Raw genomic sequence first — 17,745 nt, 5'->3', positions numbered from 1 at the left:
TCCTTTACACAATCATTCGAACGGCTACAACACCTGTAATTTTGCTTATATTTTCTACAATATTCTCTTTTATTATATCATCAATTCCGTTATCGATATCAATCATTGTGTATGCCCAAGAATGTTTACTACGATTAATCATATCGGCAATATTAATATGATGTTCCGCTAAGCATCCTGTAATTTGCCCTACCATATTCGGGACGTTTTGATGCATAATTGTAATTCGTTTCTTTCCGATATACGGCAATTCTACGTTTGGATAATTTACTGAGTTACGAATATTTCCTGTCTCTAAATATTCACGTAATTGACGCGCCGCCATTACTGCACAATTTTCTTCCGATTCAGACGTTGATGCGCCAAGGTGAGGCGTCGCTGTTACATTTTTCATCTTTATTACATTTTCATTCGGGAAATCCGTTACGTAATGTGTAATAATATCTTCTTCTAATGCTGTTTGAAGAACCTTTTCATCTACAAGTTCTCCTCTAGAGAAATTAAATAGACGCATCCCTCTTTTCATCTTCTCTACAGCGTGTTCCCCAATGATCCCCTTCGTTTGATTCGTAAGAGGAATATGCAGTGTAATATAATCACACGTTGCAAAAATTTCATCAAGGCTAAATGCTCTTTGCACATGTGTAGAAAGACGCCAAGCTGTTTCAACTGAAATATAAGGATCATATCCGATAACATCCATGCCTAACGCTAACGCATCGTTCGCAACTAAAGCACCGATTGCGCCAAGTCCGATAACACCTAGACGTTTCCCTGCAATTTCTGATCCAACAAATTGTTTTTTTCCTGATTCAACAAGCTGTGGTACTTCTTCACCCTCTAAGTTTTTCGTCCAACTTACACCATTAATAATGTTACGTGAAGACATAATAAGACTGGCAATAATGAGTTCCTTTACAGCGTTTGCATTTGCCCCCGGCGTGTTAAATACTACAATTCCTTTTTCTGTACATCGCTCGACAGGAATATTATTTACACCAGCGCCAGCTCTTGCAATCGCCTTTAAGTCTTTTGAAAACTCTTCTTGATGTAGAGAGTAGCTACGAAGCAAAATTCCATCTGGATGATTGATTCTATCTCCTACTTCATAACGTTCTTCAGTAAAAACTTGCAAACCTTTTTCTGCAATTTGATTTAACGTTTGAACACGAAACATATCCCCATCTCCCTATCTATTCTCAAGCTCAAATTCCTTCATATAATCTACTAATCGTTTTACGCCGTGTGCTGGCATCGCATTGTAAATACTGGCACGCATACCGCCAACTGAGCGATGTCCTTTTAACGTAACAAGGCCGCGTTCCTTCGCTTTTTGTAAAAACTCATTGTTAAGTTCTTCTGACGGTGTTGTAAATGGAATGTTCATAAGTGATCGATACGCAGGATCAACTGGTGAAGTAAACAATTTAGATTCATCTAAAAAATGATAAATAAGTGAAGATTTCATTCTATTTTGTTCTTCAATCGCAGATACTCCGCCTTGCTCTTTCAACCACTCTAGTACAAGTTTTGTTACGTAAATACTAAAGGATGGCGGTGTATTATATAAGGAGTTATTTTTACTGTAAGTTTCATAATTTAACATTGTCGGACAAGAGCGATCTGCTCCCCCAATTAAATCTCTTTTTATAATAGCAATCGTTAAGCCCGCAGGTCCTAAATTCTTTTGCGCCCCCGCGTATATAAGACCAAACTTCGAAACATCATATTGTTCTGACAAAATATTTGAAGACATATCCGCAACGAGCGGCACTCTTTCTATATGTGGAATATCCACATATTTTGTCCCCTCAATTGTATTATTCGTTGTAATATGTACATAATCTAGTTTTTCATCGCTTAGTAAACCGTCCAGTTTAGGAATCGTAGTAAACTTCTCTTGCTCGGAAGAAGCAATTACTTGTACTTCCCCAACTTTTTCGGCTTCTTGCAGTGCCTTTTTAGACCATGAGCCAGTTAGTACGTATCCAGCTTTTTTATACGTATTCATTAAGTTCAGTGGTATCATAGAAAATTGTAATGACGCACCACCTTGTAAAAATAAAACTTCATACTCATCAGGGATGCTCATTAATTCACGAAGTAAGTTACTCGCTTCCTCTATAATACTTTGAAAATAAGAAGATCGATGACTCATTTCCATAATAGACATGCCTGTCCCGTTATAATTTACAAGCTCCTTTTGCACTTTCTCTAAAACTGGCAAAGGGAGTATTGATGGTCCTGCTGAAAAATTATAGACTCTCTCCATTACCCTCATAACCTCCCTATTTCTCATTTTTATTAATTTTTAAACTTTCTGAATTATAACCCAAAATATAATACGTGGTCAATTTGTTTTCTATTATTACGGCGCAAGACGCAATGGAATCGCTTGCATGTGCAAACTATTTTTATAAACATACAAAAAAGTGTTAAGTACATAATCGTACTTAACACTCTAGTAATAAAGTATAATTGCTAATTATCCGTGAAGAACCGATCAAAAATTTGATAAATAGCAGAAAGACCAATGAGCCAATAAATAGTGTCCACAAGCGCCGGCATAGAACCAAACCATTTCTCAACTACATTGTAATCTAACGCTACAAACAACCAATTCAAACCGCCGAGAATCACCAAAATTACTGTAAGGTAAGACAAAAATTTCATTATGATTGCCCCCTAGGTGATAAGATGGTGAAAGGCCTTTCACTAGAAATATATGTAGTAAACTTCAAAACTTACCTATTTTGTAAAAATTATTTTCGGTACCAGCCGTTAATAACTGCCTCCGCTTCTTTACTATGTATTTGATACGGATGTGTACTATCATTAGAGCCAATAAACCAAATTGAAAAACCTTTAAAATATGGTTTCGGTTCTAATACATCGCGGTAAGCACGCCATCCATTTAATTGTACATCTTTCGAAAACACATTAGAAACATCTGGATTCCACGGATTTTGCAGTCCAAGTTCACGCGCTGGAACGTTAAATCCACCAAAATAAACGGGCTTTCCTGTTGCATTATGTAATTGTTCCAATTGCTGAACAACATTTTGTCCACGGTTATATACTGTCGTCGCAAATAAACCTTGCTTCACTTCTTCATATGACGGATTCCTTTTTCCAGAAACTTCAAACCAACTATCGATACTAACAATATCTACCTTCTTTAAATACGGACGGTTTATTTTCTCTATAAACTTCGCTTCATAAGAAGGATCCCAGCTTGCTGTTAACCACCAGTTCATTTGATACAAAACATTTCCTTTATACTGATTACGAACAAAATCAATTGTATCGCTCCAGTATCCTTCTGCATACTCCATATTCACGAAATTAGAAGCAATCTTTAGTCCATACACATTGTATTTACTTGTAATGGAATTAAAAATATCTTGCAGAATAACCGTCTTCCAATTCCAGAAGAAATCATTAATGTTACTTGGGTTCCATTCTGTCTCTCCAACATTCCCCTGCTGAATATATGGGAACGGTTCCACTATAACTTGAATATTACGCTTTAATAATTCTTGAATTAAAATAATAGCTTGTTGCTTTTGCGCTTGATTAATTACCATATTAGTAGAAGTCACATTTGGGATATCTACTTGAATCGGTACATTTACTGTATTTAAATTTAAGCGCTCCACATCCGCTAATACTTTCGCTACATTTCCAACTTCCCATACTGTTACGTTTCCTGATTTGATTTTTCCAGATTGAACAGTATTTACATCTGCCTGTACATTTCCTTGAAAACAAAAAGAAAACAACATAATAAACACTCCTAAAAAACTTATTAAACTCTTATTTTTCTTCACAACTTTCCCCCTATAATTTTTGCCTTTCTTGATTATTTTATACAACGTTTCACATTTATTCCAGAAAAAAATGAAGTGCCGTTCAACTATATTCATATAAATCTTCTAAAAATAGTAGGAAAAATAAAAAAGGAGCAGATTTCCGCTCCTTTTTATCCTTTTACGATTGAAATTATTGAATCCCTTCTGGTAACTTAATTGAATCAAACTTTTCATATGAATCAATCTTTATACTCACAACTGCATCCAATTTTTCCTTATCTGTACTAGCTTTTTTATCTGAGTTACTTTCACTCACTTTTATAGTTGTTCGCATCTCTTCAAATTTATAATCTTTTGTTATTATATATTCAATGTTAAACGCATCCATATTAAATCCTTCCGTTAATTTTTTCATATCTCCATTAATTTTTTGTAACGTATCTACCGCTTCTTTTCCCTTTAATTCAAGTGTAAGTTTATATGTGTCTCCATCTTTCTTTGCTTTCATTTTCTTAGCCAAAGCTTCCGGTAAATCTAACTCATTAAGTAAATTTTTACTGACCATTACATCATTTACATTAAATTGATCATTAGGTATCGTGACTAACTCTCCTGTATCAGGGTTTTTCACTTGAGCAGCGACCTTTCCATCTACTTCATACGTTACAATATCTGTACCACTTATTTTCATTTCAGCTCTAGAATTCTTCAGTTTCGGCTCCATTTGTATTTTCATTTTAATTTCTTCTGATTGGCCGCTCCCCTTCATTGACATAAGAGATGTCAATGTAAGATATTCCTCTTGTTTTAATCCGTCAGCTGCTTTTTTAAAAATATCTTTCGCTACTAACTCTTTTTCTTTTTTTACAGATACTGTTTTAGGTCCACTTGTTTTTTCACTGCTACAACCAGTTGTTAAACCTACTATTAGCGCCAAACTAGATATTACAACCATTTTCTTCATACTGATTCTCCCCATTTCCCACTTAAAAATATTTTCATCCCATGTATAGTAAATCAACTGAAATAAATATATATACAATAATTATTTAACCTCTAAACGAAACCAGTTATTCAATCCGTATACTAATGTAACTAAAGCTCCTATCACACCAAAAACAACAATATTTATACCAATTGACGAACCAAATAAAACAGCCATCATTGACACCATCAGTAATAGCATAGCAATACTATTTATCTTAATTTCTACTACATCGCCATCCTTTACTTTCTTTTCTTTACTTCCAAAAAAGAATTGTTTTACTTTAATATTCGCTTCATCTAATTCAAAAGGAAGCGTATATTCTTCGTTATTCTCAAGTTTCATTACTACTTCGTTATCTACCTTTACAGCAACTCTTGCTGCTCCTCCCATTACCCCTGTTGCTCTTATTACTTTAATACTCATGCTAAATCTCCTCTCCCCCTATGACTTCTCCATGTCATTCATTTTTGTAATTCTTCTCTTATGAAATCCTTGAATGTAAAACAAAAAATGTATTTGTATGACATCGAAATCTTTTACGCTATACACCCATTTCTCGTTAAACAAAATATTCCAACAGAAATTATAACAAGTTCCTGCAAATTTTTTTGTCAAATTTTGTCGCGTTTACAAAAAAAGAGACTCTTACATATAGTAAAAGTCTTTTCTATCATTACCGTGGCTGTAACGTTAACATTTTCCCTTCTATTCCCGCTGTATTCAGTGTAGTCGTATGATAAATCATCTATTTGATCATGATACCAATCCCTTCTAAAAGGATAAAAATCCTCTTCCCCCTAATTCGCTTCTATTATGAAAGAACCTTTTGAAACATTGAAAAACCCCCTTCATTTTCCTACCAATGAAGGGGGTTTTTCTTATCGTTCGCTACGCCAACTTTCATTATGCCCAAGATTTGAATCTGTCGCTACTTGCACATCATATAACATTTCACTAAAGAAGCGTTTATCTACTTCTTTTGGTACAATGCGTCTTTCATCATCAATCTCATCGTATTCATATGAACCACGATTCACTGTACCTGCTTTATAAAATTGAATGTCAAATACACATACATCTTCTTCATCTTCATAACCAATCGGCGCTCCGCTAAATGACAATTGCACGCCTAATCCGGTACGAGTATCTTCTTTGTAAAATGTATAATACACACCGCCATCTTGAACAGACCCACGGATCCATCCAAGCTTCGTCATCTTACCGAATAACGAACGACCATTTAGTAAAATACCGCCAAATCTCTCAATAGCACTCTCATCATTCTCTTCTACTACAAACACTGGACGCTCAATTTGTAGGAACGGCTGAACAATTCCCGCACTTTCTAATTGCTCTTTCCATAATTCCTTCTCCGCCCCAGACAATTCTAACGGATGAACGAAACCAATAACAGTGCCAGATGAAAGTTCATAACTCTTCCCGTCAATTGTACAGAACACGCCACCTTCTGCATAACGGAATGCCTTCAGCAACTTCCCTTCCTTATACTCACCCCAAATGAGTGAAATAGAAAATTGCTTCATAATTGGATTATCCATAAATACAGACTTCCATGCATTATGTGACCAATAACGCTTTAATGAAAGTGCCGTTTCCAATCGTTGTTTTTGCATGGAAAGAGTATTTCGGAGTTCCTTCTTTAAAGAGGCTAATTCTTTTTTAGCCTCTTCAGCCTTTTCTACATCATCTTTTGCATTCGGCTTTGGAAGTGACTTCATACGTTTTCCTTCTTCTGTCTCTAATTCAATTTTTGACTCTGTAGTTAAAATGGCAGTAAAACTTCGATTCCCGAAATCAATTATTTTTTCACCATGTATAGTAAAGCCAAGGTCCGGCACCAATTGATCTTCCAGCTCTTCCTCTGTTATACCACGTGTTTTCGCAGCAAGACTTAGCGCTTCTTTTGCTGCATTACGTACTTGCTTATGTTTATATTTAAATGCTATTGCATGAATAGACATAAGTGCAAGCTTAGATGAAGACAAACCTAAAGCACGAACGGCATCCGCTGCTATCTTTCCTCTCATTTGAAGCACCCATTCATCAATTTGCTTTATAAGTATGTCGACCATTTTGTCGTCACTATACATTCCGTATAGCGAAAGAATTCCACGTTTCTTCACATCTGCGTCTTGAGAAATCCATATTTGATATATTGTTTGCACATATTCTTTTAAGTCCTCTTCATTTAAAGCTCTACCAATTACTTCTGCTGTTTCTTTCTTCTCAATAACAGCATCTGAAATATACTGTTGTAAATAGGCTAACGGAATTGCAGCATCAGCAATTTCATCAGAGTCACGTAAACGGATTTGTGGCTCATCCCCAATCAATTGCAGAAGTGAATTTCTTGTTTGTTCAGTTAAAATACGTGCACATAGTTCTTCTATCTTTTCTTCCTCCGTTTGAAATAAAAACGAGAATTTTCCTGCGAAAGATTCATTTTTACTTTCTTGCAAAGCTTCCTGTACAAGTTTCGTATATTTTTCAAGCTTATACTCTATAAGTATTTTCATCACATTTTCACGAACAATTTTCTTTTTATTATGAAGTTCAACTGCTACATCTTTTGAAAGCAGTTTAACTACAGACTCACGCATTTTTTTAGATGAATCTCCTAAGCTTTTAATTAAAATTGGACGCATTTTAATCATGTTATCCTTTGCTAACTCTTCTAAAATATATGCTTTGGCCACAGCAGAATACTCATCAAATCGTTCAATGATGTACGCTTGTTCTTTTACAATTACACAAACAAGCGCTTCCTTCGCCTTATTTCGCTCTTCACTGTAGCATGCAGCTTCTTCAACTGCATAAGCGATAAGCTTTTCCTTACTTAATCCATACGAAAGCAGATCTTCTAATACTTGTTTCGGTTCTACTCCTCTGACAGAACATTCGTAAAGAAGTTCGTATAAATTAACACTATCTTCATCTCCAAACTGTAGTGTAAGTACAGCTTCCCTCTTCGCTACATCATCTATATCCCAAAGAAGCGCAACCTCTAACACCGGCATACCCCAATACATACTTCTATATTTCGGATTTTTAAGTATTTGCTCCATATCCTCAAGTGACAATTTCCCTAGTAAATAATCACGATATGTATCCCGCACTGTAGACAATTTTATTTGCAAAGCAGCAACAAAAAATTCTTCTCGCATTTTCCCTATATTTAGCTCATATCCTTTTTCAGCTAACGTGCGTGCGATGATGAGATAATTCATTTTACTTACATATTGCAAAGTACGTTGAATAAATTCAGGATCTTCCTCCAACATAAAGCATAGCAATTCATATTCATACGTCTTACAAAAATCCTCACTATTTAAATCATGTTGCCTTAGACGATGCGCAAAAAATCTTTCCTTAGAAATCCAAAACTGTGTACAAAAACTTTGAATTTCTTCATATGTTTCTCTATTTACACTACCAGTTTTTTTGTAGTTTTGAGACTGACCGAGAGTGTGACACATATAACGTGTTGCATAGTTTATAAAACCCCAAACATTTTTCTTCGCCAATATTTCAATATATCGCCTCGCAACATTCGAATATTTATGAACACAAAATAATAGCCGCCAAATATGTTCCGGTAAATTCCCACCTATAAATACTTCACTATCATCTTTACCTTTTAAATACCGTTTAACTGCTTCAACCTTTTCCTTTTCCCCTAGCAGTTTCAATATAAATTCTGTATGTTCTTCTAACCTCTCATTCAATAAAGAACTATATGTACGAAACTTTTCATAATCTACATCAAACATTACAAGAAGTAATGTTACTTGCTGGTTAGTTGGTAAAGTATGTAATTGTCCCTCTATATAGTTCGGATTCTCTCTTGTTAACTCTCTAAGAAAAACATCTGCTTCATTCACATAACTTGAAATACTGGATAAATATTTACATGCGATTGCTACAAGTTTGTCCAAAGGAAGTGCACTTTTTTCTAAATAAATCTTCATTTTAGAAAAACTGACATGCGCAAAACGGACTACAAGAACATTTAATAATTGCTCCTCGAGTATATGGTAAAATAATCGAAAAAAATCCGGATCTTGTTTATGCACTTTCCTAAAATCGTTTATAAATCGCTCCGCAAAATCGCTTCTTTTTTGATCACGAATTGTCGTTAGTTGAATATCTTTTAAAATCTCTTCTTCTTTTGTCTGTAAATATCGTTGTGATAATTGTTTCTGTTCTTCTGTCATATTAATATATTGAAACAACTCAGATGTACTAGTAGTCAAACTTTGTACCCCCCGCATCTTTTTATCTATTATAAAAATACCCTTATTTAATGGTAGTATAGCATAAATCTCACAAAAACGAACATACATTCTATGTTAAGTTAATGTAAATTAAAATACACTACTCAAAATACATTTCCTTCTCTCTAAACTTCCCATTACGCACTTCTCCCCACTAAAATCCTTTAATTTTTCACTACACCAATTCCTCAAAATCCCCCTCACATAAGCTAACGTTTTCTTATTATTTTCAAACGCAATTTTAAGTACCTCTAACACTTTCTCTCCAGAAAGTCTTTGTATCCAATTCTTCAATTCCTTCACAATATATGGGGATAAACTACTAATATTTTGTTCATAAAACTTATAAACTTCACTATTTGGAACGTCCTCTTCTATGGTTTCCACCTCTATCTCTTCCGCTTCTTCTTTCTCTTCAATAACTACTTGTGAACTACTATTATCCTCTTCTTTTGGCATACCAAAATGCTGCAATAATAATGGAATCTTGTATTCTTCTTCAAGGCATTTACGTAAAAATATATGTATGAACTCATTACTTTTTATAGTCTTTAACTCACGTAATACGCACTTCTCCACATTCGTATTTGAAATAGGGTTATAGTGTAACCAATTTATTATGAATACCTCTTTCGTTTCCGTATCATATAAAATCTTTCCATACTCAACAAACCTGTTTAGCAACTTCTCAACAGTCTCCATACTATAACCTGTTTCAAGCTCTGCCACACGCTTCGGTAATATGTAAATACCACATTGCTTTGTTTTCGTACCAGTTAACAAATATATGTAAAAATAACGTTCCTCTGGCGTTAAATCTAATATGAATTCATCTTGCCAAAAGTTCACCTGCACATTACGGTATACCGCCATATGTTTCCCTCCACTCTTTGCTAGTAAATAGGAAAATTTTAATCCTTCATTATAAAGATAGGCATACGGGAATGGTTTTGGCATTCGAATTACAATTTTTTTACTACTACAACGCCGGTTTCATTTTTTCGCGCTTGTTTTGTTCTTGTTTTTGTTCTTGTTTTTGTTTTTGTTTTTGTTTTTGTTTTTGTTTTTTCTTAGTGATTTATTACTTGGTAGGGGCTTATAAGGGGCTTGGAAGGGCATTCTACATTACAATCTATGAAATACAATTTGTTCTTCCTACTAAATAGGAGCTATTCCAAATTATTATTTTGGATAGCTCCTTTCAAATTCTTCTTATTTTTTACTTCTACCAATGTCAGCTTCTACATACAATTTATTCTGCTATTTGCGGACAGTACAACTCTCATTTCAAAATTAGGTGAATAAACTGCTCGATTGCAATGCGAGTGGCCCTCACTGATTAAAGTTTCCTTTTATTTTTGCATTGAATCTAACATCTTCACAATAAAGGCAGCTGCCTGACCACGAGTTGCTGTACCTCGGGGATCAAACTCATTATTTCCAATACCATTAACTACCTTTAGACTGTATAATCGTTGAACCGATTCTTTGTATGTTATTAAATGCTTATCTGTAAATGGTAATGCTACTAACTCACCTGTAATTCCTTTATATCGTAATGCTTTGTCAATCATAATAGATACTTCTTCACGAGTAATTGGTGAGTTAGGATCAAAAATCCCTTCACCACGACCATTAATAATTCCTGCACTTGCACAACGTTTAATACCGTCATGAAGTGATGGATGTGCCTCATTAATATCTACAAATGACTTATTTCCCTCTGGTAGTTTAAGAGCATTCGAGATTAATTTCGCAAACTCCGCTCTCGTTACATTTCGATATGGCGCAAATACACCATTACCTTCGCCTTGCATAATACCTAGACTGTTTAATTTACGAATATGCTCTTCAAACCAGCCACCTGTAATATCATCTTTTGGTTTTTGTACTTCTTCCTTAGGCTTTTGTACTTCTTCCTTTGGTACATTGTAGTTAATTTTAATCCAGCTTGGGTCATAGAAAATCCATTCTCCATTACCTACTTTATACCAACCATTTTTAACCGCTAATACTTTGTAACGATCTCCGGTTGAAGCTTTACGTACAACACGATGTTCAATACCCGCATCACTACGTACATTGATGCCACTACCATTTACCACTAGTTCCATGCTAGGTTCAGCTGGATTATTTTCACTTGGATTAAATGAGTCATTTTTATCTTGTAAAGGCGTATCAATCTGCGCATTTATATTTGCATACCACTGAATTCCTTGTACGAAACCAGCCCAATTACCACGTGAAATTAAAATGTCAGGACATTTTTTCCCGCTCCATTGTTGATGCTTGTAAATATGATCTGCACCAATTCCTTCTTTGTTCATTAAATAACCTGCAAGTCGTTTTGCATTTTCTAAAGCTTTATTGTAATCACCATCTTGGTTAACCGCGATCTCGATACCGATAGACTCCCTGTTTCCTGATCCATCTCCATCTCCTGCATGCCAACCATTTTCGTTTGTTGGTAAGTGTTGATAAATTTGTTTATCGTCTACAGTAAAATGCCATGAAGCTGTTCGGAAAGTGCCTTCAGTTGCTTGCTTGTATAAATATTTTGCATGATTTTCAGCATTAGCACCAGCGGCTGTATTTGCGGTCTCATGAATTGTAATGTAACGTGCTTTCATCGGATTTGCAGGACGAATATCAGGATTTCCTGCTGGAACAATCCACTCCACAAATGGAACTCCTGCAAGTGTTCCATATTTCTTCGTACTCTGTGCACTATATTGAATACCTCTTGGCTTTGCAACAGGTTTCATTTGACGATCAGATCCATCATTTCGACCATCTACAGATTCAAATGCCTTTTCAATGTTTGAAATAGCTTCCTTTTCTGCTACTTGTCCCTTCTTAGCATTTTGCATTTTGTTTAATTCTTCTGTTTCATCATGTTTATGCTTATATTCTTCTAAAAGCATTTTTTCATTTTCAGATACTTCTGCTTCGTTAATTTGTACATGATTAGGAACTTCCAACTTGAAATTAGAATAATTTAATCCGCTCGTTCCGTGTTCTCCTTGGGCAATATTAAGTTGATCAGTTTGAGAGTTGTTTATCTCTTCTGCTGATGCTGATAAAGGTACGCTCCCTAAAATCACTAGACTTGTTGATAGTGCGATTACTTGTTGTTTGATTGTCTTATTCATTATTATAATAAATACATACACACTCCCACCGTGTATGTATCTCAACCTCCCTTTATTGTCACATTAATTTTTAAAAATATGAATCTACTATGTACTTCTATTATATTTTCTTTTTATTTATATATTTTAATTATTTTATTTTATACCCATTAAGAAAATATTTATATGTCATCCCTACAGATGAATTTCATCTAATATACTTTTTATAAAATTCGTCAACAAACATTATTTTACAACTAATTACAAATACCGTCAAAATAATCAATTTAAACTTAGACAAATAACTGGCATACAATTTCATAATAAGAGATCCTATACTATCGAAATACATCTATTACAAATTCCCTTTAACGTTTTCAACAATCTCATTTATCGTATTCCGATCAAACTTATCACTAATTTCATATGACTCACGATCTCCTACGAATTGCACGCCTACGATATCATTGCGATCCTTACCGTATTGCACTTCAATAATAGATCCACGCTCTATTTGTTTCCAAATGAGACCTGCTTCATCTTTATTATCTAAAATAATGCAGTCTTCAATATTTTCGTCAATCCCAATTAACTTATTATCATCCATATATCCAATCTCGTATTGTTGCCGTTCTTTCGCTTTGCCACTTACTAATATACCTTTGCTACCATATGAGTAATCCATATAGTCCTTTTTCTCCGTTTGTACCGCTTTCGGCTTTTGTGCTTCAGTTTTTTCAGCAGCCCCACAACCTGTAATAAGACTGATTGGGATAACCACTATTAATACTAATCTAGTAAATTTTTTTATCATTTGTAACCAACCTCATATATTTAATGCAAAACTCCATTTATTACTCTATTAAAGAATAACATGATACTAAGTAAACAGAACGAAAGATAACATATTATTTACATACTCGCACTTTAATGAAGGACCAGGCCATTTAAACCTAGTCCTACATAACTTTAACTTTGCTTCACATACTTAATTGTATTAAATGACGTCTCATTAAATAATTGCAAGTTTTCCCCATCATAATCTTGAACTTTATATGCTATTTTCTTTTTTTGAATTGTATCTTCTACACCGTCTACTAAACGTTTATTGAGATGTAAATAGATTGTAAAAGCTTCCTTATCATATTCCCAAGTTCCTTCAATATAATTCTTTTTATTTGGATACTCACCTTTACCATATGTTTCAAATGTCTTATCACCTTTTAAAATGAGTGACATATTGAAACCGTCTGTTCCTTGGAATCCCCAATTACCGATTAATTCCGTACCATCTTTCACATTCTTCATAACATTATCTGTATTAATTCCAGCTTTCTTATCTAACTCTTTCAAATCTTTAATTGATACTGTACCATCACCGATTTTAATATCCCCTTCAAGATCTTTGAATGCCTTAAGCCAGTAAATATCTCCTTCTTTCACTAGCTTTTCAGATTTCTCTATTAACTCTTTATCAGTCTTATCACCTTTTTCTCTTTTTTCTTTTCTGGTGAATACTTCATTTATTAAAGAAAAAGACTCTCTAAAATAACTAATTGCTTTTTCAAAATCTTTTTGTTGGTTTACATACTCTGTAGGGGGATCTATTGACTCAAATTTATCTAACACTTTATTTAATTCTTTCACACTATCTACTATATCTGATTTCTTTTTCTTACCGTCAAAAACCTCTCTTGTAATATTGTTATGCTCCGCAAACAACTTATCAAACTCTACTCCTAATTTATACACTTTATTAGGATAGTCTTCCTTTGAAACTTTTTCTTTCTTACTATTAGACTTCGATTCTTTTACTTTAGACTCTTCCGTTTTCTCCTGTTTAGAAGTGTTCGTTTTCTCAGAAACTCCACAACCAAATAACAACATGACCGGAACTGCTACCCCTAGTAGTTTCTTTGCATTCATGACTGATTTCTCCTTCTACTTGAATAGATTACTCTTGCTATACCCATCCTCTTTTTTTATCTTGTAATTAAAGTTACAATCGCAATAATTCCTAGAATCGGTCCCCAATATTCCATTTTTATAAAAAATAATGAGTGCTTTTTGTTAAACATAACTTTTTCACCAGTTTCGGCATCTATATAAACTTTCCCATCTGGCTTATTAATATATTTACCTAAATACCAAGACATAACCCCTGATATAATAAACATTACCGCCATTGGCCAACTATGGTCTTGAAAATATGTAGCGTCCCCCGTTATAGATCCAAAGATAGCCTTACCCAAAAGAGTATTAATAATTACAATAATTGCGACTAAAAAACCCCAACCAGACCAAATAATCATCTATTTCTCCTCCTAAAGCGTACAACTTTGTACTTTATGTTAATTTGAACTGCAAACGAAAATGTTTAAAAACCGAATATTCAGACGTTAATAATTATATTTAGCTTACATTCGATTCTAACTTTAATGTCCTAAATGCAAATGAACCAGATATAATTTGTAAAATTGTCGGAATAAGTAAAAAGAATAATGACATAAATAACATAACTATAGGAATCACAATCATACAAACTCCATAAACTTTATTATTAACCTTGTTTACTAAACACGATAAAATGAACAATCCTATTTGAACCGTTAAAATAATAGAGTAATAAGCTAAAAGTTCGTAATCAACACCTTCCATAATATTAAACGCTACAACTATTAATATTATGGAAATAATAATTCCCAAAATGCCACCAATTAAACCTAATACGAATTCAGGTGTTCTTTTCAATTCAATCCCCCTTTTATGAACCACTAACAACTTGTATATTTTTCCCATTCACCATCATACCAAATATTCACTGGAAAAACTATACATACTTTTCATTCTTCCTTACCTTACAGTGACCTTCTTACCATTATAGATAGCTTGTAGCAGTCACAAAATCAAAACCTTCAAAATTACTAACCGGTTTCGATACTTTTAGAAAGTAGACATACCTCTTGAATACAATTAGTATTAACATATGAAATATGAAAAGCTTAAAAAGGCTTTTACATGAAGAAAGGAAGTTGCACAACTATGGATTTTAAAACAGTTATGCAAGAACTTGAAGCTCTAGGTAAGGAACGAACGAAAAAAATATACATATCTAACGGTGCGCATGAGCCAGTATTCGGAGTAGCTACAGGTGCTATGAAACCAATCGCTAAAAAAATAAAATTAAATCAAGAATTAGCTGAAGAGCTTTATGCCACAGGTAACTACGATGCTATGTACTTTGCAGGTATTATTGCCGATCCAAAAGCTATGAGTGAGTCTGATTTTGATCGCTGGATAGACGGGGCATATTTTTATATGCTATCTGATTATGTAGTGGCAGTAACTTTATCGGAGTCAAATATTGCACAAGATGTTGCTGATAAATGGATTGCAAGTGGGGACGAGCTTAAAATGTCTGCCGGATGGAGTTGCTACTGTTGGCTTTTAGGAAATCGCAAAGACAATGAGTTTTCCGAAAGTAAAATTTCCGATATGCTTGAAATGGTGAAAGATACAATTCATCATTCTCCAGAACGAACAAAATCCGCTATGAATAATTTCCTAAACACCGTGGCAATTTCATATGTACCACTACACGAAAAAGCAGTCGAGATTGCAAAAGAAGTTGGTATAGTTGAAGTCAAACGTGATAATAAAAAAAGCAGTTTGTTAAATGCTTCTGAAAGTATTCAGAAAGAACTTGATAGAGGAAGACTTGGTTTTAAGCGTAAGTATGTAAGGTGTTAAAAGTATGAAGGTGTCAATCTAGGAGAGATTGACACCTTTTTTGTGGACATTACTAGACTAACGGAGCTGCAAGTTAAAGGGAACCAATCATTCATCTCCCACTATACATCTCAAACTTCTTCTTTCAATTTATATACCCTATCTCTTTTCTCATCATCTTTGATAAAAATAAGTTTTCCTTCTGTAACAAAACCTTCTAATAGTAAACATACTTGTCCATATGCTTTAGGCTTATTCGTAGTGAATCTTTCATCGGGTATTTTACCCGATCGTATTAATCGTTCACATAGCTCAAGCGCACTTATTTCTTCAGAATCAATTAATTCTAAAATATCTTTTTGTAATGGTGATAAAGGGGCTGGTACCTTACATACCTCAGCTACCTCCACCTTTTCTTTTTCTTCTTCAAATAAATCTTCAAATGAAATTTGATTCATTACACCTGTTCCTTTCTAACAATTGATTTATATAACATGAATTGAATTCTATAGGTACGAAAACTTTAAATATTAGTCATTGTTATGTAGTGCTTACCTCGTTACATGAATTTCAAACTCATGTACATCATTTCATATAGTATATTTTGATTATACCAAATATACGTTCTGCCTTCTATTGTAGAATTTTTATAACAGAAATGAAAGTAATAGTGAACATTTTTCTTCTCTTTAGTTGTATAGAAAACTATGTAAAAATTTTACATAGTAAAATTATAGTTATCTGTTAAATTTCTACGCTAATACGCAAAAAAACACTCGTTGCCTTTAATCGACAATCGAGTGCTTTAAGTTCATCTATTTTTAAGTAGCATAAATTTATAAATTTTGTAGTAACAGTATGACACCATTTATATGTCGTGACAACGACTATGTTAACACTTACGAGTTTGTATGAGTTCGTTAGTTTAATATACATTCCATATGTTTATATTCATCGCCAAATAAAATGCTATCTCACCTAAGATTTTACTTTATTTTCTATTCTATCATTGCACACAGTACTCCATGATGGTACAACCATCATGGAGTACATACTTTCAAAAAACCTTTTATTTTTTCTATCTACTTCACATAAACTTTGTTTTTCATTGATTTATATATGTGTTAATGTGTTTCGTTATCATATTCGCTTGTAGAATATAAATTAAGTAGTAAGTCTAAGTCATTTGAACGAATCCTATATCTCTATTTACCTAGTAATAAAATATCTATTTATTCTATTATTGTACTGGTCCCATAAAACTAGTAATAATAAGAATATGTTCCTTTAATTTGACCTTTTTTAAGTTCTCTACTTTTTCTGCTCCACCTAAACCTAATAGAGGTGTATAACCAAAACACTCCTCGTAATCTAACTCATTATATTGTTTAAGCGCTTCAGGATAAGGTTGCCAAGATAAATCTTCATCTCTAAATTCTAAATCAGTAATATTTTGAAAGAAAAATTCAAATGTAAACATAATGGTCTTTACTATACCATACCTGTAATTAAGTAATCTAACATATCCATCTGACCAAATAACCAAGTCTCCCATACCCGTAGCAAACAATACTATTGAATCCTTATATCTTTGACTACTCTCCTCCAAAATCTCTTTAAATTCCTCTGGATTTACACTTTTAAAATACCCTTGCATAAATGTACCAAATCCATAATTACTCCATAAATTTATTATTTCATTAGGTACTACATGTTTATACTTTTCAATGATTTCACTCGGAACTTTATTATGCAACTTAAAATCTTTTAAATATTGTTCCATCTAAACT

At 33.6% G+C, this 17,745-nt stretch carries 16 protein-coding genes; 1 reads left to right on the top strand and 15 read right to left on the bottom strand.

Annotated features, from left to right (window positions below; translation table 11 throughout):
* Window positions 1-4: 4 nt before the first annotated feature.
* The 13 genes from ES895_RS24985 to ES895_RS24920 form a co-directional block, all read right to left on the bottom strand.
* Entirely contained in the window at window positions 5-1,177 is a 1,173-nt protein-coding gene (locus ES895_RS24985; protein ID WP_000490230.1) for a 3-phosphoglycerate dehydrogenase family protein, read from the bottom strand.
* Window positions 1,178-1,189: 12 nt separating this feature from the next.
* The gene (serC, locus tag ES895_RS24980) at window positions 1,190-2,272 is read right to left on the bottom strand and encodes a 3-phosphoserine/phosphohydroxythreonine transaminase (protein ID WP_000442941.1); all 1,083 of its coding nucleotides are present in this window, start codon (window positions 2,270-2,272) and stop codon (window positions 1,190-1,192) included.
* Window positions 2,273-2,481: 209 nt separating this feature from the next.
* On the bottom strand, window positions 2,482-2,673 hold the full coding sequence (locus tag ES895_RS24975) for a DUF378 domain-containing protein (protein WP_000670803.1): 192 nt from the start codon (window positions 2,671-2,673) through the stop codon (window positions 2,482-2,484).
* A gap of 89 nt (window positions 2,674-2,762) precedes the next feature.
* Window positions 2,763-3,830 (bottom strand): glycoside hydrolase family 113, encoded by a 1,068-nt coding sequence (locus tag ES895_RS24970; protein WP_000739763.1) that lies wholly within the window; start codon window positions 3,828-3,830, stop codon window positions 2,763-2,765.
* 172 nt (window positions 3,831-4,002) lie between these two features.
* The gene (locus ES895_RS24965; protein ID WP_000738991.1) at window positions 4,003-4,776 is read right to left on the bottom strand and encodes a DUF6612 family protein; all 774 of its coding nucleotides are present in this window, start codon (window positions 4,774-4,776) and stop codon (window positions 4,003-4,005) included.
* 81 nt (window positions 4,777-4,857) lie between these two features.
* Window positions 4,858-5,223 carry a hypothetical protein gene (locus tag ES895_RS24960; protein ID WP_000025026.1) on the bottom strand — a complete coding sequence of 122 codons (366 nt, stop codon included), beginning with the start codon at window positions 5,221-5,223 and terminating at the stop codon, window positions 4,858-4,860.
* Window positions 5,224-5,678: 455 nt separating this feature from the next.
* Window positions 5,679-9,074 carry a DUF4132 domain-containing protein gene (locus ES895_RS24955; protein WP_135238725.1) on the bottom strand — a complete coding sequence of 1,132 codons (3,396 nt, stop codon included), beginning with the start codon at window positions 9,072-9,074 and terminating at the stop codon, window positions 5,679-5,681.
* Window positions 9,075-9,185: 111 nt separating this feature from the next.
* A complete protein-coding gene (locus ES895_RS24950; RefSeq protein WP_000312089.1) occupies window positions 9,186-9,968 on the bottom strand; it encodes a DnaD domain-containing protein in 783 nt (260 codons plus the stop codon).
* Between the two features lie 479 nt (window positions 9,969-10,447).
* The gene (locus tag ES895_RS24940) at window positions 10,448-12,247 is read right to left on the bottom strand and encodes an S-layer homology domain-containing protein (protein ID WP_135238731.1); all 1,800 of its coding nucleotides are present in this window, start codon (window positions 12,245-12,247) and stop codon (window positions 10,448-10,450) included.
* A 334-nt stretch (window positions 12,248-12,581) separates the two neighbouring features.
* Window positions 12,582-13,040, bottom strand: a complete 459-nt coding sequence (locus ES895_RS24935) for a hypothetical protein (RefSeq protein ID WP_000591634.1) — start codon at window positions 13,038-13,040, stop codon at window positions 12,582-12,584.
* Between the two features lie 155 nt (window positions 13,041-13,195).
* Window positions 13,196-14,152: a DUF3994 domain-containing protein gene (locus ES895_RS24930; protein WP_003313272.1), complete on the bottom strand. Its 957-nt coding sequence runs from the start codon at window positions 14,150-14,152 to the stop codon at window positions 13,196-13,198.
* A 56-nt stretch (window positions 14,153-14,208) separates the two neighbouring features.
* Entirely contained in the window at window positions 14,209-14,538 is a 330-nt protein-coding gene (locus tag ES895_RS24925) for a hypothetical protein (protein ID WP_086411558.1), read from the bottom strand.
* A 100-nt stretch (window positions 14,539-14,638) separates the two neighbouring features.
* Window positions 14,639-14,977 (bottom strand): DUF4064 domain-containing protein, encoded by a 339-nt coding sequence (locus tag ES895_RS24920; protein ID WP_000831724.1) that lies wholly within the window; start codon window positions 14,975-14,977, stop codon window positions 14,639-14,641.
* A 291-nt stretch (window positions 14,978-15,268) separates the two neighbouring features.
* On the opposite strand from ES895_RS24920, the gene ES895_RS24915 reads away from it, so the two are divergent.
* Entirely contained in the window at window positions 15,269-15,976 is a 708-nt protein-coding gene (locus ES895_RS24915; RefSeq protein WP_000346317.1) for a DNA alkylation repair protein, read from the top strand.
* A 110-nt stretch (window positions 15,977-16,086) separates the two neighbouring features.
* Here ES895_RS24915 and ES895_RS24910 read toward each other — a convergent pair whose 3' ends face one another.
* Together ES895_RS24910 and ES895_RS24900 are read right to left on the bottom strand one after the other, a co-directional pair.
* Complete coding sequence (locus ES895_RS24910; RefSeq protein ID WP_001071909.1) at window positions 16,087-16,413, bottom strand: DUF3895 domain-containing protein; 327 nt, start codon at window positions 16,411-16,413, stop codon at window positions 16,087-16,089.
* A gap of 782 nt (window positions 16,414-17,195) precedes the next feature.
* Window positions 17,196-17,738 carry a T6SS immunity protein Tdi1 domain-containing protein gene (locus tag ES895_RS24900; protein ID WP_048519269.1) on the bottom strand — a complete coding sequence of 181 codons (543 nt, stop codon included), beginning with the start codon at window positions 17,736-17,738 and terminating at the stop codon, window positions 17,196-17,198.
* Window positions 17,739-17,745 lie beyond the last annotated feature (7 nt).

The sequence above is a fragment of the Bacillus sp. 007/AIA-02/001 genome (assembly GCF_004634455.1).
In the GTDB taxonomy this organism is placed as follows: Bacteria; Bacillota; Bacilli; order Bacillales; family Bacillaceae_G; genus Bacillus_A; species Bacillus_A cereus.
Note: the sequence above shows the minus strand (reverse complement) of the source record. Positions and strands in the feature narration are given on the sequence as shown.

Coding starts and splice junctions, on each gene's coding strand:
- ES895_RS24985 (WP_000490230.1), bottom strand. CDS start 1,177: ATGTTTCGTGTTCAAACGTTAAATCAAATTGCAGAAAAAGGTTTGCAA.
- serC (WP_000442941.1), bottom strand. CDS start 2,272: ATGGAGAGAGTCTATAATTTTTCAGCAGGACCATCAATACTCCCTTTG.
- ES895_RS24975 (WP_000670803.1), bottom strand. CDS start 2,673: ATGAAATTTTTGTCTTACCTTACAGTAATTTTGGTGATTCTCGGCGGT.
- ES895_RS24965 (WP_000738991.1), bottom strand. CDS start 4,776: ATGAAGAAAATGGTTGTAATATCTAGTTTGGCGCTAATAGTAGGTTTA.
- ES895_RS24960 (WP_000025026.1), bottom strand. CDS start 5,223: ATGAGTATTAAAGTAATAAGAGCAACAGGGGTAATGGGAGGAGCAGCA.
- ES895_RS24950 (WP_000312089.1), bottom strand. CDS start 9,968: ATGGCGGTATACCGTAATGTGCAGGTGAACTTTTGGCAAGATGAATTC.
- ES895_RS24940 (WP_135238731.1), bottom strand. CDS start 12,247: ATGAATAAGACAATCAAACAACAAGTAATCGCACTATCAACAAGTCTA.
- ES895_RS24935 (WP_000591634.1), bottom strand. CDS start 13,040: ATGATAAAAAAATTTACTAGATTAGTATTAATAGTGGTTATCCCAATC.
- ES895_RS24930 (WP_003313272.1), bottom strand. CDS start 14,152: ATGAATGCAAAGAAACTACTAGGGGTAGCAGTTCCGGTCATGTTGTTA.
- ES895_RS24925 (WP_086411558.1), bottom strand. CDS start 14,538: ATGATTATTTGGTCTGGTTGGGGTTTTTTAGTCGCAATTATTGTAATT.
- ES895_RS24915 (WP_000346317.1), top strand. CDS start 15,269: ATGGATTTTAAAACAGTTATGCAAGAACTTGAAGCTCTAGGTAAGGAA.
- ES895_RS24910 (WP_001071909.1), bottom strand. CDS start 16,413: ATGAATCAAATTTCATTTGAAGATTTATTTGAAGAAGAAAAAGAAAAG.
- ES895_RS24900 (WP_048519269.1), bottom strand. CDS start 17,738: ATGGAACAATATTTAAAAGATTTTAAGTTGCATAATAAAGTTCCGAGT.